Here is a 17,565-nt window from a genome sequence, read left to right as displayed (position 1 = left end):
GAAAGGGGCAGTCAGTATACAAAAGAAAACCCAGCGGGCATACCACTGGGTTAAGAAGAAGAGCAACAAAATTGCAAACTTACTTGTCGTTTAGCGCGTCCAAAAAGCGTTCTGCGTCTAATGCTGCCATACAGCCAGTGCCGGCGGAGGTAATCGCTTGACGATAGTTATGATCCATCACATCGCCAGCGGCAAAGATACCTGGAACACTGGTTTGCGTGGCATTGCCATCTAAGCCCGATTGAACTTTAATGTAGCCGTTTTCCATGTCTAACTGGCCGGCAAAGAGTTCGGTATTGGGTTGGTGACCAATGGCAATAAAGGCGCCCATCACCGCAAGCTCTTCGCTTGTCTCTGACTGAGTATCTTTGATTCTGACGCCGGTCACGCCCATTTCATCGCCGAGCACTTCTTCGAGCTGACGGTTGGTATGGAGAACAATATTGCCATTCTCGACTTTATCCATCATGCGGTCGATGAGGATTTTCTCTGCACGGAACGTGTCTCGGCGGTGAATGATATGCACTTCTGAGGCAATGTTAGCAAGGTAAAGAGCCTCTTCTACAGCGGTATTCCCCCCGCCGACAACAGCCACTTTCTGGTTGCGATAGAAGAAACCATCACAGGTTGCACAGGCGGATACGCCACGGCCTTTAAAGTTTTCCTCTGACTCTAAACCGAGGTATTTAGCCGAGGCGCCAGTGGAAATGATCAAAGCATCACACGTGTACTGACCGCTGTCGCCACTTAATTTGAAAGGGCGAGAAGAAAAATCAACACTGTGGATGTGATCAAATACAATCTCAGTGTCAAATTTTTCAGCGTGAGCTTGCATTCGTTCCATCAGACCTGGGCCGGTTAGGCCTTCTGGGTCGCCAGGCCAGTTTTCAACTTCCGTTGTTGTGGTCAATTGACCGCCTTGTTGCATACCTGTAACAAGCACGGGAGATAAGTTAGCACGGGCAGCGTACACAGCAGCGGTATAGCCCGCAGGACCTGAACCTAAAATTAGCAGGTGACAATGTTTTACTTCGCTCATTTGGGCTCCTAAAGCGGTAAGCGGATAGTTATTTTTTGATTGTATGAAAAATCATAGGTTTGGAAAAGTCTTGCACACCTAATTACGACAATAAATCGCGATAACCTATAGCAAATCACACTAATGAGTTTACACCTGGTCATCAACGTGTGCTGGTGAGTCGAGAAAACCGTCATAGACTTCAACCTGATAAGAAGTAAATTTACGGATGTTGATGACGCCGGTATCAAAGATCAAATACTGGCCTTTGATTCCTTGTAATACCCCTGTAACCACCGGATTTTTGTCAAAGTTATGAGAGACAATTTTGCTCGGGTGTTGTAACACCGGGTAGTGCAGCTCTGTCGTGCTGCTATTGAGTAGTTCGAACGCATCCTCGCCGTGCTCTTGTTGGATAGCACGTAATTCAGGTTGCACTTGAGCCAGTAAGTCAGTGGCGTATTGGTGAAGATCAAGTGGCTCACCGTCTTGTTTTAATAAAGTACGCCAATTGGTTTTGTCGGCGATGTGTTTGGCAATAGCAACCTCGATTAGGCCTGAGAGGTGGCGCGTCTTGGCTTTGATGATTGGCAAGCCTTGGGTGGCACCTTGATCGATCCAGCGAGTTGGAATTTGCGTGTGGCGAGTAATACCGACTTTAAGACTGGATGTATTGGATAAGTACACATAATGATCAACCATGCAGTGGGTTTGAGCCCATTCAGGTTCACGACAAGTCCCCTGGTCGTAATGACACGTTTCGGGCTTCATTATACACATATCACAACTGGCCAGCTTTTTCATACACACAAAGCAGTGACCTTGTGAATAGCTTTTTTTGGTTTTTTTACCGCAATTGGCACAAAAAATTTGCCCCGTGTATTTTAAAGTCAGAGGTTTACCCAGAAAGGGCGTCAGCTCGATTTGGCTGTCGCCGACCGGTAAGCAATACTCAAGAGTGGATGAGGCTTGGGCCGGCATTTTATTTAGTGTGCCTGAAGTAATTAACGACATGATAATGCTCAATAGGTGTTTTTATGGCGCAATACTATCAATATTTTCATCTTTCGATAAGGGCAATGCCGTTGAAGAAGGGCGAATCGGCTCTTTGGGACCTAAAAATTTGGGTTGGGTATGGATAATATACAAATCGAGAAATGCCTTGCTACGGGCGAGAATTTCGCGAATGCGCAGTGACCAACTCAGGCCTTCTTTATCGCCTTTGACGGCATAACAGTGGGCATCGATGTCATTCGCTTTGGCAATGAATAACGCTCTTTGGCAGTGAAAATTTTGTGAGATAATTAAGAAACGACGAGAATCAAACACTTTCTTTGCTCTGACAATCGAATCTAGGGTGCGAAACCCAGCGTAGTCAAGGTGAATATGTGAATCGTCGATACCCGCTTTGAGTAGATCGCGTTTCATGGTCCACGGCTCATTGTAAGAGCGATGGGCATTGTCGCCACTGAGTAAAAATTCTTCAATTTTCCCTGCCCGGTACAAGGCAATCGCCGATTGAATTCGCTCGTGGTAATAGACGTTCAAGGTACGACCTATGTATTTACTGGTGCCAAGCACCACGGCCACGTCATAGTGGGGAACTTGATCAATGTGATGATAGATACGCGCATTGGTCTGCCAACTGATCCAGCGGTCGATGAGAATGATGGTCAAGCAGACGACGAGTAATACACCGATCACACAATAGCAACAGCGAAGGAGAATACGGCGTACATCAGTCATAGGCAATCGATCATTAACAGCGAAAAAATCATTGTATCGTACTGATTTATAATAGGAAGGATTTGATAAAAAATTGACTTAACTTTTAATCAACACATTAGCATAGCGCTAATGTGTTGATGGTATTAAAACCCCATGATATTGCGATAAAATCTGGGGTTAGAAAGCCGTTCGTTTATAACGGCGGTATACTGGTTGCCAGAATTGATTGTCGATGGCGTGAATTAACGCATCGTCCGAAATGTTAGGGGCTACCCCTTGTTCAATGGCTTTTTTACCGACGGCAAAAGCAATTTTTTTAGAGACGGTGTGGATCTCTTCAAGTGGTGGCAACAAGGCCCCTTTGCCAAGGTTGGCCAAAGGCGAGCAAGTTGCTAAGGCACGGCTCGATTCCATCAACATCTCGTCGGTGACTTTCTTCGCCCCCGCGGCCAAAACGCCTAAACCGATGCCTGGGAAGATGTAACTGTTGTTACACTGCGCAATCGAGTAGGTCTTGCCATCGTGGACGACAGGGCTAAATGGGCTACCAGTGGCGACAAGTGCTTCGCCATTAGTCCAAGAAATAATATCACTTGGTGACGCTTCAACACGGCTGGTTGGGTTAGACAAAGGGAAAATAATCGGACGATCACAGTGACGATGCATTTCCTCAATGATCTCTTGGCTAAACAACCCAGGAGCACCAGATACACCAATTAAGATAGTTGGCTTGGCATTTTTCATCACATCGAGCAAAGAGAATGCGTTGTTTTCTTTTGGCCAATCTTGCGTATTGCTGAGCTTTTGTACCAAGCGCTGTTGGAAATCAAGCAGGTTAAGCATGCCTTCCTCTAGCAAGCCCCAGCGATCAACCATAAAGACTTGTGAACGCGCTTTTTCATCGCTGATCCCCTCAGAGACCATCTGTGCAATGATGGCTTCGGCAATACCACACCCAGCTGAGCCTGCACCTAAAAAGGTCACGCGCTGGTCAGAGAGTTTGCTGCCCGCCGCTTTACACGCTGCCAGTAATGAGCCGACAGTGACAGCTGCTGTGCCTTGAATATCATCGTTAAAACAACAATAGTCTTCTTTGTAGCGCTCTAGTAAGGGCATGGCGTTTTTCTGCGCAAAGTCTTCGAACTGAATCAAAGCCTCAGGCCAGCGACGTTTTACCGCCTGCATGAACTCTTCGACAAAGGCCTGGTATTCTGCACCGGTAATGCGCGGATGACGCCAGCCCATATACATAGGATCGGCCAATCGTTGTGGATTATTAGTCCCGACATCGAGCACAATCGGCAACGTATAGGCAGGGCTAATACCACCACATGCGGTATACAGCGACAGCTTACCGATTGGTATCCCCATACCGCCAATACCTTGGTCACCAAGGCCAAGAATGCGTTCGCCATCGGTTACAACGATGACTTTGACATTGTGGCTGGTTGCATTGTTGAGCAGGTCGTCAATGCGATCGCGATTTTCGTAAGAAATAAACAGGCCGCGACCACGTCGATAAATGTTTGAGAAGTTCTCACACGCCGCACCTACCGTAGGGGTGTAGATGATAGGCATCATTTCTGTGATGTGATTTTGCACTAAGCGATAGAACAAGGTTTCGTTTGTGTCTTGAATATTGCGCAAATAAATGTGCTTATCGATGTCACTTTCGAAACTTTTGTACTGCTGGTATGCGCGTTCAACTTGTTCTTGAATGGTTTCTGTCGCCTCAGGTAACAGACCTTCAAGGTTAAACTCTTTGCGTTCTTCTAGAGTGAATGCAGCGCCTTTGTTGAGCAAAGGGGTACTCATTAGAATGGGCCCAGCGTAAGTGATGTACAAAGGGCGTTTGTCATTGTTCATTTGATGCCTTAATTCTCGATCAGGATAAGGTTAAATTGACAAAATGATAACGGTTTGAGCAATGGGTTGTAAACTATTTCTCACGGATAGCTCATTTATATTGGTATTGTCGTTAAGCTTGGGTAGTGATGTTGATAACGTGTCGCGATGCCGTAAGGTAGGCGAGTAAAAAATCGACGATAACCCAGTTTACAAGCTGTTAATGACAACAAAAGATGCCAAGTTCAGGCTCAAACGTATCATGGACGACGATGCCTTTGGCGCAGACAAAGGCATCAATGGATATCATTAATCGACAATTAAATCATAATCCCGAGCGAGGATTTCAATGATTTCACTTTTGGGATCTGAGCTTAAAAGCAATGGCTGTCCGGTAATTTTTTCTGCGATGTCGCAATAGGTTTTCGACAAGTCCATAAAGGCACTCAACGGCAAAACGCTATCGCGAGCAAGTTGACTGCGCTCTGGCATACGAGATTTATTGAGCAAAATGTCGGGGTCTGGAAAGTAATTGAGTAAGAATTGACGAAAGCCTTCTTTGGAGTTTTCGATGATATCGCCACGTCGATAAGCTTCACCATCCCAAATTCGAGAAGAATCAGGTGTACCGACCTCATCCATGTAAATCAGTTTCTCTTGACCAGATGCGTCTTTTACGTAGCCAAATTCAAATTTGGTATCGACAAATAACTGATCAAGTTTAGCGAGTGATTGACTGATCAAATGAAAACCATCACTGAGCAGTTGTTCGTATAGGTCAATGTCAGCCGGTGAGGCAAAATTGAATGCCGCGTAATTGTCACTGATGTTTTGACGAGTGATATTGACATCGTCGGCTTCTTCGACGCCTGGAATACCAGTCAAAATCCCTTTTGTTGAGGGGGTGAAGAGCAATTCAGGCAAGGGTTTGTCTTTTTCAAGTCCGTCAGGCAATTCAATACCACAAAAGACGCGCTCGCCTTGTTGATAGGCTCGCCACATAGAGCCTGTAAGGTATTGGCGACAAATGGCCTCGATTTTAACTGGCTTGGCCTGTTGGACAATCCAAACAAATGGGTGAGGGATGTCGACAATGTGACTGTCGGCAAGGCCGTGTTGTTTGAAAAGCTTAAACCAGTGATTGGAAATGGCATTGAGGGCCGCGCCTTTACCAGGAACACCTTGCAGCCCTTCTTCACTGTGCCACAAACAATCGAACGCCGAAATGCGATCTGAGATAACCATTAGGGCTAGTGGCGTATCTGGGGCGATGTCATAGCCTTTTTCTTGAATGAGACGTTGACTGTCTTTTTCGGTGAGCCAATACACGGAGCGTACTTTACCACTGTGTACAGGGCGATCAGTTTTGATAGGCAGATCGTCATTAACGGCGAGAACCTGGTTGGCGAGACTCATGAAACATTTCCTACTTGTTAAGAACAGATGAAAAACGAAACCACGGCGCCATGATAACAAATCCCCTATTGGATGCCATAAAAAAAGCAAACGATTGCTTCAGTTGTGAGTATTTTATCCAGTCTGGTTAAATATCCTCCAAATCAATGGAGGGAGCGATAGAGGTCGTGCAGAAAAAACACCTGACAATGGTGTAAGGCACCTCGCTGTTGGAGTTGCTGTTTATCGTTTTCATTGAGGCGTTCGGAGACAACGATGGCACTGGCAGTGTGTGATTCAATGGCTTTAATTGCAACTTGAAATTCACTGTCATACTGTGACGGTGATAGGTGTACGACTCGATCACAACGGATCTGATGTTGAGCGAGTAACTTTGCCGCCGGTCGTGGGCATTGCGCAGTGAAAAATACCCATTGCTGATGGTGCGAAAGTTCGGCTAATTGGCAAACAAGTTGAACGTGGCAATGATTTTCGTGAGCCATTTCATACGAAACAGAAGGTGTTGTTGCAAAAGTCATAATGCTGTCTCCATTCACATACTGTATACCTATACAGTATTACTGTTTGATTCACTGTGCAAGTAAAAAATGACCAATTTGCACAAATAATCAACGCAAGTGGTCACATTGTGATCTGAAGCAAAACAAAGTGCAGTAAGCGAGGGTTGAGGTATGGGGAGATTGGGCTGAGCTTTCAGAACGGAAAGGCATGTTTCTGGCTAGAAGCTCGCCTCAAAGCCAGAACAAAAAAACGATCACTGTATAGGATTATCGCTAAAAAAGACCGAGATTAACGGTGAGATACCGATGTGCTTTTTAAGTGATGAGCTAAGGTTTTAACGGCTTGGTTGAGCTTTTGCATGTGCCGTTCACTGCCGCCACAGTCAGGGTGATGAATTTTGGCTAGGATTTTATAGCGGGCTTTTAATTGCTGCAGGGTTAGGGCATCTTGTTGATCAAAGCCCAATAGAGCATAGGCTTCTGACAGCGGGTGAGTTGAAGCTTGCGATTTCTGATGTTCGAGCTCCTTTTGCAACTCAGTAATCTTACTTTTCATCGCCAACAATAAGCGCTTTTGTTTGATGAGTTGTTGTTCGTGATCAGTTGTTGTGGTCGGCACTGAGGGGGCGGTGCGGCGCTGGCGTCTCACTCGCCAGAAAAGAAAAGCTAAAACCACAAACAAGGCAAAGCTGGCAAGGGGCAACCAAACCCCAAAAGACAATGGGGTTGCGATTGGGCGCGGGTTAGGAGCCGCAACAGGGGCGATCTGAGATTGAATTTCACTGTCGAGCTGGGCGGAACGCTGTTGATTGAATTTTTGTTCCAGCCACTGATTATACAATGGCTCGGCTTGTGGGTTGGAATCACTGGCAAGTCGATACAGTACTTCGGTCCAATCTAGGTCTATCAATGTCTTCGGGTCGACAACAGACAGCCATTGTCCGAGTTGAATTAACGCTTGTGTATTGCCGTCCAAGGCTTGTTGGAGTTGATAAAAGATCGCCTTTTGCCACTCTTGTTGACCTGCGTAATAGTGCCCGAGCAGTTGTTGGGCCTTAGCGTTGTGTTGTGCTGCCGCTTTTTCTAGCCAATAAATGGCTTCATCGTCATTGTTGAGCTTGAGTTGCTGCTCGCCTTTTAACAACCAAGCTTGGCTATCATCGGCACGGAGTTGACCAGGCAACAGGACTAAAAAAAAGACGAGTAACCACAAATAGGGCTGACACGCATCACGGTGAAAAGGCATATTTGATCAATGTTGTAGGCGTTCGATAACCCTATACTAGCACAGAGGTGAGAATCGATGCGACGGCACATCTCACGCAAAGGTTAACCCATTGATGCAAGAACTCGCCGATGGCTAGCTGTGAATGGATGTGCGATACATTTGAAATCAGGCAGGTGAGTCAGCCTGCCTGAAAAAACAGCATTGCGATTAATCGAGTGGCAAAATGTTAATTTCGACACGGCGGTTACAAGCACGTCCAGAAGAGGTCTCGTTAGTGCAAATTGGAAAGCGTTCGCCAAGGCCGCGAGCTACTGCGCGACCTGGTGCCACACCTTGTTGCAATAGGTATTGGCGCACTGACTCAGCTCGACGCTCAGAGAGCACTTGGTTGGTCGAATCGCTGCCGGTACTGTCGGTATAGCCTTCGATCACTAAACTGGTTTTTGGGTACTCGACCAAGATGGTGGCGACGCCAGCAAGGGTATTGCGGATGGAACTGTCGAGTTGGTATGAATTAGTTGCAAAGCCGATGCCATTTTGCATAATCAGGCTCAGCTGGTTATCGCCTTCGCGTTTGACTTGTACGCCAGAGTTGAGTAAAGACTCGCGCAGTTCTTTTTCTTGCTGGTCAAGGTAGTAGCCTGTGCCGCCACCAATCGCAGCGCCACTGGCCGCACCAATTAACGCACCTTTACCTCGGTCACTTTTTGATGACGACGCCACACCGACAACCGCTCCAGCGATAGCGCCAATAAAGGCGCCGGTCGTAGCTGAGTTGGTTTCACTTTCTCCAGTCGTGGCATTTTGTCTTTGTGTGGTACACGCTGACAGCGACAACACACAAGCTAAGCTGACGGCTAATGCTTTCATTATTTGTTCCTTTTAATTAGCGAGACTTAATCATTGATTATTAGTATAGATCAAGAATCGGTAAGTAAAATCAACGTTTTGTTAATTGCTGTTTTTGTTTTTCGCCATCGATGGGTCGGCTCACAGAAACTCGGCGACCTTTTTTTAACCCGACTTCATAATCTTCAGTTAGGTTTTTCATTGCTTCTTTCAATTGCTTTTTGAACGTCTCTCGGTCGATGTTTTTAAATTCTTTATCAATGTAATTATTGATCGAATTACTCGAGTCTTTGTCGGGGGCAATTTCGGGTAATTTCTCCAATGCACCTTCAATCCAACCGGAAACAAAGGAGTTCACCCGGCGAGTGACTTCACTGTTATGGGTACCTGAACCGGCAAAACTGTTGCGAAATTGTCCAGTTTGCTCATTCATTTCACGATAAATAATATCAAAAGCAAAAGCAGCAAAAATGGCTCGGTCGGCCTCGCCAATGAACTCACACCGCTTGAGCCCTTTGTGATTGAGCAATACAGCTTCAACGCCAAATTTGGTATTGATACCGCGAATAATTCGCAAGATAGATTGACCGATATTGGCCGGTAAAAGATGCGTCGACTGGGTTTTGCCCATTTTGATGAATTCAATATCATCGGCACTCAAGCCGTATTTGGCCATGAGGCTATGAGCCATTTTGATCGCACTTGCGGCTTCATTCACATTCGCCGAGTTTCCTAACTCGAGACATTTTGCAATTTTTTTGAGGGCTTTTTGTTTGTCCATCGTCTACCAAGTCATCAGGCGCTTTAAAAATAAGTCGCATATTCTATCGCGATAAGCACAAAAACAAAATCACCAATCTCCATTGCTGAGAGTTCAGTAGGGAAAATCGGGTTGATTTGTGTTGTCAGATCAGGCCGTGATCGGTAAACGTGCACGCCGCGAAGAAAAGGCGTTCACAATCTGATGAGCGCTAATTAGAGGCGATACGCGGTTGGTGTGCGTGCGACGAGATTGGTGTTAAGGGTTAAAAAGGCAGTAATAGAATCAGCGTAACGATTTGGTTTTCTATGACTGCCAAAGAGAAGCGAGGCTTATCAATTTAGTGGTTGGTTATATACCCAGTTGATTGAGCAGGTCATCGGCATCATCCGGTTGAGACGTTGAGTGTTTGGCTTGCTGTTTGCGCTGAGCTTGTTCGATGATGTCGTCTGGTGTTTGGTCTTCTTCAATGTCAAACTCTTCGAGCTGGATAAACTCGGTCTTGTCCATCGCCAATTCGAGATAAAAAATTTGATTGTTTTCTGTTGAGAAGGTGACTCTTCGCGCTTGTGGGCGATCCAAATTGGTGTCGACTTGTAGCACCACTTGTTTATTGATTGACAGCATTTTGGGTTGGTTTTGAGTAATGTTAGTTTGTAACTCTTTGCGCACTTTACTCGTGAAGTCACCCACTAATTGATTCATCAATTCACCCAATACATCACCTACTTCATCTGAGGTGTGTAAAATGGCTAACTCTTCTTCGGGCATCCCCATATGACGCATGTAATTGGTGTATATTTCGAGAGCCGATTTGGCGGTAAAATTGATCACAACCAACCCCGAAAAGCCCCCATCAAACAATACAAAACAACCAAAATCGGGTTTTAAGCTGGTTTTGGTGATTTTTTGCACCATCGCCGAGTAGGTCACCGGGGACTGGGTTGCTTCAGTCAAAACGGTTGAGACCGATTGACACAATTTGAGTAAAATATCCTCAGTGGTAATTATTTTATTTTTTTTCATGATAAAACTCGTAAAAGTGAACAAGGTTTACTGGCATTTAATGATGTCGTTAGGCAAAAGAAAAGCGTTATTTGATTTTTTGCCGGGATAATGTGTTTTGAACCCATTTTTAAATGTTGTAAAGTGATATAGAGCAAAAAACGAATAAATAGTTGTGTGGCTGTTTTTTTTATCAGTCACTTATAGGCAGGAAGCAAATGTTACCCCAATTAAACTCCGTTACTGGCATTGAACCGTTAACGCAAAACTATCTCGAGGCGTTGCAAAATGCCGGTTTTAGCGGCGATGTCGAAACCCAGTACGCCAGTCGTTTCTCGGTGGCTACAGACAACAGTGTTTATCAACAGTTACCGCAAGCGGTGCTGTTTCCCCGCCACCATCGCGACGTGGAAATCTTGACCTCGGTGGGCAATGACGAGCAATTTAAAACCTTGACCTTTTCGCCTCGTGGCGGGGGGACTGGCACCAACGGTCAATCTTTAACTCCGGGGATAGTGGTCGATCTCTCGCGCTACATGAACCAAATTATTGACATTAATCCAGAGCAAGGTTGGGTTAAAGTGCAAACGGGGGTTGTCAAAGACCAACTGAATGATGCGCTGCGACCTTATGGTTATTTCTTTTCTCCAGAGTTATCGACCAGTAACCGAGCGACAATAGGCGGTATGATCAATACCGATGCTTCGGGCCAGGGGTCGTTAAAGTACGGCAAAACATCGGATCACGTTTTATCGGTCAAAGCGGTGTTGGCCGATGGGTCGACTCTGGAAACGGATCATCGAACTCGCCAACTTGAAAATACCGATGACGATAATTATGCCGCGGTTGCTAAGCGTGTTACTGAGGCAATTTGCCGAGAGTTTCGGCCGCTTATCGAAGAAAAATTCCCCCCGTTGAATCGTTTTTTGACCGGTTATGATCTTAAAAATGCCCTTGATGTCGAACAAGATTGTTTTGACTTGACCCGAGTATTGTGTGGGTCAGAAGGAACGTTGGCGATCATTACCCAGGCGACATTGAATATCACGCCGATTCCCAAGGTGAGGACACTGGTCAATGTCAAATACAACTCTTTTGATGCAGCGCTTCGCAACGCGCCTTTCATGGTGCAAGCACAGGCGCTGTCGGTGGAAACCATCGACTCGAAAGTACTCAATCTCGCCAAGAGTGACATTGTTTGGCATTCGGTGTCGGAGTTGCTGGCAGACGTACCGGACCAAGAAATGCTGGGGATTAATATTGTTGAGTTTGCCGGCCAAGACCACGATGCGATACAAGCGCAAGTTGTTGCATTGACCACGCAACTCGATGACATGATGGCGGCCGAACAGGCGGGTATCATCGGTTATCAAGTGTGCCACGATTTAGCCAGTATCGGCCGCATTTACAACATGCGCAAAAAAGCCGTAGGGCTATTAGGCGCGGCGAAAGGCCGAGCGAAACCAGTGCCATTTACCGAAGATACTTGTGTACCACCGGAAAATCTGGCGGATTTTATCGTTGAGTTTCGTCAGTTGCTCGATCAGCATCAGCTCAATTATGGCATGTTTGGCCACGTAGACGCGGGGGTACTTCACGTGCGCCCTGCGCTTGATTTGTGCGATCCCGAGCAAGAATTATTGATGCAATCCATTTCTGACCAAGTGGTTGAGTTGGTCGCCAAATACGGCGGTTTAATGTGGGGAGAACACGGCAAAGGCTATCGCTCTGAATACGGACCGGCTTTTTTTGGCGACGAATTATTTGCTCAGTTGCGACGGGTTAAAGCGGCCTTTGATCCCGATAACAAAATGAACCCGGGTAAAATCTGTACGCCATTTGACTCTCATGCTGAGTTAGTGAAAGTCAGTGCCACCAAGCGCGGTTACTACGACCGACAAATCCCGATCGAAGTGAGAGAGAGCTACTCCGGGGCGATGGACTGCAATGGCAATGGATTGTGTTTTAATTACGATACGTCGTCACCTATGTGTCCATCGATGAAAGTGATGGCGGATCGTCGCCACTCACCCAAGGGCCGGGCGGGCTTAGTCAGGGAATGGTTGCGACAATTGGCGGAGCAGGGCATTGATATTCTCGATTTGGAACGCCAACTTTTAACCAACCAATGGTCAATGAAATCGCTGTTAGACCGAGTGCGAAATCGGATCAATCAACGTCATGAGTACGATTTTTCTCATGAGGTTTATGAGGCCATGAGCGGTTGCTTGGCCTGTAAAGCCTGTGCAACTCAATGTCCGATCAAAGTTGATGTGCCCAATTTTCGAGCGCGCTTTCTCAATGTGTATCACAGCCGCTATGCTCGGCCAGTTAAAGACCATTTAGTGGCCAATATCGAGCAGATGTTACCTTTCATGGCGCGTATGCCAAGCTTGGTCAACGGGATCCTCAAGCAAACAAGCACGCAAAAACTGATGGCCAAGTACATTGGCTATGTCGATGCGCCTTTGCTTTCGCGACCGACACTGAAGGTAAGGCTTAAAAAAAGCGCGGCACAAGAGTTTGATTTACTGCGCTTAAGTCAGCTCAGTGAAACGGCACGTGAGCAGCATGTGATTGTCGTCCAAGACCCGTTCACCAGTTATTACGAAGCGCAGTTGGTGGAAGATTTTGTCGAGTTGGCTGCCAAGCTGGGTAAAACGCCGATCGTGTTGCCTTTTAGCCCCAATGGCAAAGCACAGCACGTTAAAGGCTTTTTGAAGAAGTTCTCTACCACGGCGCAAAAAACCTCGCAGTTTTTACAGCAAGTTGCGCAATTGAACATTCCTATGGTGGGGGTCGATCCGGCGACGGTCTTGTGTTACCGAGACGAATACCAGCAAATATTGCAACAGCAACGCGGGGATTTCACGGTGTTATCGGTCCATGAGTGGTTGTATCCGCGTCTTGCGCAACTGCCGGTGCCAGCCTGCGCAAGCCAGCACCAAGACACGCCGTGGTATTTGTTCTCACACTGCACTGAAAAAACGCAATTGCCAAATGCCGAAAAAGAGTGGGGGCATATTTTCTCTCATTTTGGCGCCACTTTGCAACCCATCTCTGTGGGGTGCTGTGGTATGGCGGGAACCTTTGGTCATGAACAGGACAAATTGGCTTATTCAAAAGACATCTATCAATTGAGTTGGCAACCAAACTTAGCAACGTTAGATCCGACACGCTGTTTGGTGACAGGCTATTCGTGTCGCAGTCAAGTAAAACGCTTTGAGCAGGTGTCGGTACGACATCCATTACAAGCCTTATTGAGCTACTTGTGATGGCTTAAGAGCTTAGCCGTTTAACGTGCTCAGTTGTTGTGCCAACTGGGCCGTACTTTGGTTTTACCGCACAGCAACAAAGCTCGATATTGAGCCGTTTTTTATCGCTGATATCGAGCTTTTTATAGGTGGAAAGCGTTATTTGGTATTTAATACCGTTATTTTGTCAGGGAAGATAAAAACCATAAACGCCCTGACGGTTATTACATTAAAAAAGGAAAATTATGAAACGTCAGCAGTGGTTATTCTGTGCAGCATTAGCCTGCGCGAGTCCATACGCGTTGGCTGAAGAGCCAACCTATCAAGCCTTTGCCCCACAAAGTGAAGAGTCGTATTTGTATACCGGTGTGAGTGGCACTTTTATCGAATCGGATTTAGGCGATCACCAAAGGTTTAATCACTATATGATCGGCGCATTAGTGGGCTATCGCTTTAACGATAACTTGGCCTTGGATGTCCGAGGTTATAAATCGGCAAGCGAAGGCAGTGTCAGCGGTGAGAGTGCCGCTTTAGATCGCAGCCTCAGTGCGTTGGCAAAAGTGATTTTACCCGTGACGGAGAACGTTGAGGCTTATGCTCTTGGTGGTTATGCCCATTTGCGTGCCGAATACAATGGGGAGTACACCAGCGATAATGACTTCCAATATGGGGTGGGCTTGGCGGTCAAAAACGACACGCCGTTAGAAGCGCACTTTGAAGTCTTGAGGGTTTACGATCAAGATGACGTATCAATTTGGGGCGCCAATATCAACGTCATTTACAAGTTTTACTAAGCCAGCGCTTTGCTAACAAGGCCGCTTGGCAAGGTTGAATATGACAGCAACGGCTTAGTGTGAACTAAGCCGTTATTTTAGCAATGCCCAGAGCCTGCTTGATAAGCTTGGCCATAAAAAGGCACAAGGCGTTGTTCGCTTTATTTGCGTTGAGCGAGGAGAGTGACGTCAAGGAATGGAAATAAAACAAATGGCTAGCAGTTATGGATACGATCAGTTAGTATGCCTGCTCACATTTGTTGAGAGTGAAAAACGCTTGTCTCTTCCACAGTAGGGAAGATTAAAAAGCGTTGTCGAACATCGGCAATTTTACTGTCAATTACATAACTAACCTAGAGTGCATTGTGTTGCTTGGTATGCAACAACACTGTTAAGGATTCGTCATGCCAATTATTACTCTTCCTGACGGCAGTCAACGTTCGTTTGATAGCCCAGTTTCCGTTTTAGACGTTGCTCAATCTATTGGTCCCGGTCTAGCTAAAGCCACCATTGCCGGTCGTGTCGATGGCGTGCGAGTGGACGCGTCCGATGTCATCGAACAAGATGCAACATTGGAAATCATCACCAACAAAGATGAAACCGATGGTTTAGAAATTGTGCGTCACTCTTGCGCGCACTTGTTGGGGCACGCGTTAAAGCAGTTGTATCCAGACGCAAAAATGGCGATTGGACCAACGATCGATAGCGGCTTCTATTACGACATTGATCTTGAGCAGTCATTGACTCAAGAGGATTTGGAAACAATAGAAAAGCGGATGAAAGAGTTGGCGAAGACCAAGTATCAGGTCGTTAAGCACAAAGTCAGCTGGCAAGAAGCCCGCGATACCTTTGAGCAACGTGCTGAGCCGTATAAGATGGAAATCTTGGACCAAAACGTCGCCAAAGACGATCGCCCAGGCCTGTACCACCACGAAGAATACATTGATATGTGTCGTGGACCGCACGTACCGAATATGGGCTTTTGTCAGCACTTTAAATTGCTCAATATTGCCGGCGCTTATTGGCGCGGTGACAGCAATAACAAGATGTTACAGCGCATTTACGGTACTGCCTTCCACGACAAAAAAGCTTTAAAAGCCCATTTGACTCGCTTAGAAGAAGCGGCAAAACGCGACCACCGTAAAATTGGTAAGCAACTGGACTTGTTCCACATGCAGCAAGAAGCGCCGGGTATGGTCTTCTGGCACCACAACGGTTGGTCGATTTTCCGCGACCTTGAAATGTTTGTTCGCGATAAGCTGAATGAATATGGCTACCAAGAAGTCAAAGGCCCACTGATGATGGATCGCGTACTGTGGGAGCGTTCAGGGCACTGGGACAAATACGCCGATGCGATGTTTACCACGTCGTCAGAAAACCGCGAATACGCGATTAAGCCAATGAACTGTCCAGGTCATGTACAAATCTTCAATCAAGGCTTAAAATCTTACCGCGATTTACCGCTTCGTATGGCTGAATTTGGTTCTTGTCACCGCAATGAGCCATCGGGTGCCCTACACGGTATCATGCGCGTTCGTGGCTTTACTCAAGACGATGCGCATATTTTCTGTACTGAAGCGCAAATTCAAGAAGAAGTCACCAACTGCATTAAGATGGTTTACGATACGTACCAAACTTTTGGTTTCGACAATATCGTCGTCAAGCTGTCTACGCGTCCAGAACAGCGCGTTGGCTCAGATGAAATTTGGGACCAATCTGAGGCGGATTTGAAACGCGCCCTTGAGTCCATGGACATCGAGTACGAAATTCAAGAAGGTGAAGGGGCATTCTACGGCCCGAAAATTGAATTTACTTTGTACGATTGCTTAGATCGCGCGTGGCAATGTGGTACAGTACAGTTAGACTTCAACTTACCAAGTCGTCTCGGTGCAACTTATGTCGGTGAAAACAACGAACGTTTAGTTCCAGTAATGATTCACCGCGCAATTTTGGGATCACTGGAGCGTTTCATCGGTATTTTGATCGAAGAATACGCCGGTTTCTTCCCAACGTGGTTGTCACCTGAACAAGTGGTTATCATGAACATTACCGATAAACAGTCGGTTTATGCTCAAGAAGTCGCACAAAAATTACAAAAATGTGGAATTAGAGCCAAAGCGGACTTGAGAAATGAGAAGATAGGCTTTAAAATCCGCGAACATACTTTGAAGCGTGTTCCCTTTATGCTGGTCTGCGGCGATCAAGAAATGGACGCAGGTGAAATAGCAGTGCGTACACGCAAGGGCAAAGATCTCGGTAAATTCAAGGTTGATGACTTCATTAATTACATCAACGACGAGATCCGTAGCCGTAAGCTCAATCTGGAGGAATAAACTATTAAAGGCGGAAGACGTGGCCAACAGCCGGCCAAGCAAAACCAGCACCGTATGAACGGTGAAATTCGTGGCGTACGTGAAGTTCGTTTAACCGGTGCAGACGGCGAGTCTGTCGGTGTTGTATCGATTCAAGAAGCACTAGCGGCAGCTGAAGAAGCTGGTATGGATCTCGTCGAGATCAGCCCTAACGCCGAGCCACCGGTTTGTCGTGTGATGGACTATGGCAAGTTCCTCTTTGAAAAGAGTAAAGCTGCTAAAGAGCAGAAGAAAAAGCAAAAGCAGATTCAGGTTAAAGAAGTCAAATTCCGTCCTGGAACTGATATTGGAGACTATCAGGTAAAACTACGCAACCTGACCCGTTTCCTTGAAGAAGGCAACAAAGTGAAAGTAACAATTCGCTTCCGTGGCCGAGAAATGGCTCACCAAGACATTGGCGTTGACGTTTTGAATCGCTTGAAAGAAGATACCGCAGAACTTGCTGCAGTAGAGTCTTTCCCGACTCGAATCGAAGGTCGTCAAATGATCATGGTTCTAGCCCCCAAAAAGAAGTAATTAACGGCTTAACAAGTAATTAAGCTCTTTTACAGAGCTTAATTCGCCCTGATTACGTGTTATTAAACTACTACAATGCGGAGTTATTCATCATGCCTAAGATGAAAACCAACAAAGGTGCTGCTAAGCGTTTCAAGAAAACTGCTGGTGGTATTAAGTTCAAGCACGCGACTAAACGTCACATCCTGACTAAGCGTACTACTAAGAACAAGCGTCAACTACGTCCAAACTCAATCCTTCCAAAATGTGAAGTTGCGGGTGTTGTTCGTATGATGCCATACGCTTAATTCTTTTTAGTTTA

Annotated in this window: 15 protein-coding genes; 5 read left to right on the top strand and 10 right to left on the bottom strand. The window is 46.2% G+C overall.

Annotation, left to right across the window (positions count from 1 at the left end):
* Nucleotides 1-79 precede the first annotated feature (79 nt).
* From trxB to AB0763_RS07805, 10 genes are all read right to left on the bottom strand, one after another.
* Nucleotides 80-1,039: a thioredoxin-disulfide reductase gene (trxB, locus tag AB0763_RS07850; RefSeq protein ID WP_306100197.1), complete on the bottom strand. Its 960-nt coding sequence runs from the start codon at nt 1,037-1,039 to the stop codon at nt 80-82.
* A 129-nt stretch (nt 1,040-1,168) separates the two neighbouring features.
* Nucleotides 1,169-2,032: a DUF2797 domain-containing protein gene (locus AB0763_RS07845; RefSeq protein ID WP_306100196.1), complete on the bottom strand. Its 864-nt coding sequence runs from the start codon at nt 2,030-2,032 to the stop codon at nt 1,169-1,171.
* 21 nt (nt 2,033-2,053) lie between these two features.
* On the bottom strand, nt 2,054-2,764 hold the full coding sequence (locus tag AB0763_RS07840) for a vancomycin high temperature exclusion protein (RefSeq protein ID WP_306100195.1): 711 nt from the start codon (nt 2,762-2,764) through the stop codon (nt 2,054-2,056).
* Nucleotides 2,765-2,923: 159 nt separating this feature from the next.
* Nucleotides 2,924-4,612: an NAD-dependent malic enzyme gene (locus AB0763_RS07835; protein ID WP_306100194.1), complete on the bottom strand. Its 1,689-nt coding sequence runs from the start codon at nt 4,610-4,612 to the stop codon at nt 2,924-2,926.
* Between the two features lie 288 nt (nt 4,613-4,900).
* A complete protein-coding gene (locus AB0763_RS07830) occupies nt 4,901-6,007 on the bottom strand; it encodes a phosphoribosylaminoimidazolesuccinocarboxamide synthase (protein WP_306100193.1) in 1,107 nt (368 codons plus the stop codon).
* Between the two features lie 143 nt (nt 6,008-6,150).
* Nucleotides 6,151-6,525: a hypothetical protein gene (locus AB0763_RS07825; protein WP_306100192.1), complete on the bottom strand. Its 375-nt coding sequence runs from the start codon at nt 6,523-6,525 to the stop codon at nt 6,151-6,153.
* A 271-nt stretch (nt 6,526-6,796) separates the two neighbouring features.
* Nucleotides 6,797-7,753, bottom strand: a complete 957-nt coding sequence (locus tag AB0763_RS07820; RefSeq protein WP_306100191.1) for a hypothetical protein — start codon at nt 7,751-7,753, stop codon at nt 6,797-6,799.
* Nucleotides 7,754-7,942: 189 nt separating this feature from the next.
* Nucleotides 7,943-8,605 carry an OmpA family protein gene (locus AB0763_RS07815; protein WP_306100190.1) on the bottom strand — a complete coding sequence of 221 codons (663 nt, stop codon included), beginning with the start codon at nt 8,603-8,605 and terminating at the stop codon, nt 7,943-7,945.
* A 70-nt stretch (nt 8,606-8,675) separates the two neighbouring features.
* The gene (locus AB0763_RS07810; RefSeq protein WP_306100189.1) at nt 8,676-9,365 is read right to left on the bottom strand and encodes a DUF2786 domain-containing protein; all 690 of its coding nucleotides are present in this window, start codon (nt 9,363-9,365) and stop codon (nt 8,676-8,678) included.
* Nucleotides 9,366-9,695: 330 nt separating this feature from the next.
* The gene (locus tag AB0763_RS07805) at nt 9,696-10,370 is read right to left on the bottom strand and encodes a DUF3334 family protein (RefSeq protein ID WP_306100188.1); all 675 of its coding nucleotides are present in this window, start codon (nt 10,368-10,370) and stop codon (nt 9,696-9,698) included.
* A 197-nt stretch (nt 10,371-10,567) separates the two neighbouring features.
* Between AB0763_RS07805 and AB0763_RS07800 the strand changes: the two genes are divergently transcribed.
* The 5 genes from AB0763_RS07800 (at nt 10,568) to rpmI (ending at nt 17,551) form a co-directional block, all read left to right on the top strand.
* The gene (locus tag AB0763_RS07800; protein ID WP_306100187.1) at nt 10,568-13,624 is read left to right on the top strand and encodes an FAD-binding and (Fe-S)-binding domain-containing protein; all 3,057 of its coding nucleotides are present in this window, start codon (nt 10,568-10,570) and stop codon (nt 13,622-13,624) included.
* Nucleotides 13,625-13,848: 224 nt separating this feature from the next.
* Nucleotides 13,849-14,397, top strand: a complete 549-nt coding sequence (locus tag AB0763_RS07795; RefSeq protein ID WP_306100186.1) for an outer membrane beta-barrel protein — start codon at nt 13,849-13,851, stop codon at nt 14,395-14,397.
* Between the two features lie 383 nt (nt 14,398-14,780).
* A complete protein-coding gene (thrS, locus tag AB0763_RS07790) occupies nt 14,781-16,709 on the top strand; it encodes a threonine--tRNA ligase (RefSeq protein WP_306100185.1) in 1,929 nt (642 codons plus the stop codon).
* A 3-nt stretch (nt 16,710-16,712) separates the two neighbouring features.
* Complete coding sequence (infC, locus tag AB0763_RS07785) at nt 16,713-17,264, top strand: translation initiation factor IF-3 (RefSeq protein ID WP_306100511.1); 552 nt, start codon at nt 16,713-16,715, stop codon at nt 17,262-17,264.
* A gap of 92 nt (nt 17,265-17,356) precedes the next feature.
* Entirely contained in the window at nt 17,357-17,551 is a 195-nt protein-coding gene (gene rpmI, locus AB0763_RS07780; protein ID WP_306100184.1) for a 50S ribosomal protein L35, read from the top strand.
* The last annotated feature ends 14 nt before the right edge of the window (nt 17,552-17,565 follow it).

Source organism: Vibrio sp. HB236076 (genome assembly GCF_040957575.1).
Taxonomy (GTDB): Bacteria; Pseudomonadota; Gammaproteobacteria; order Enterobacterales; family Vibrionaceae; genus Vibrio.
Note: the sequence above shows the minus strand (reverse complement) of the source record. Positions and strands in the feature narration are given on the sequence as shown.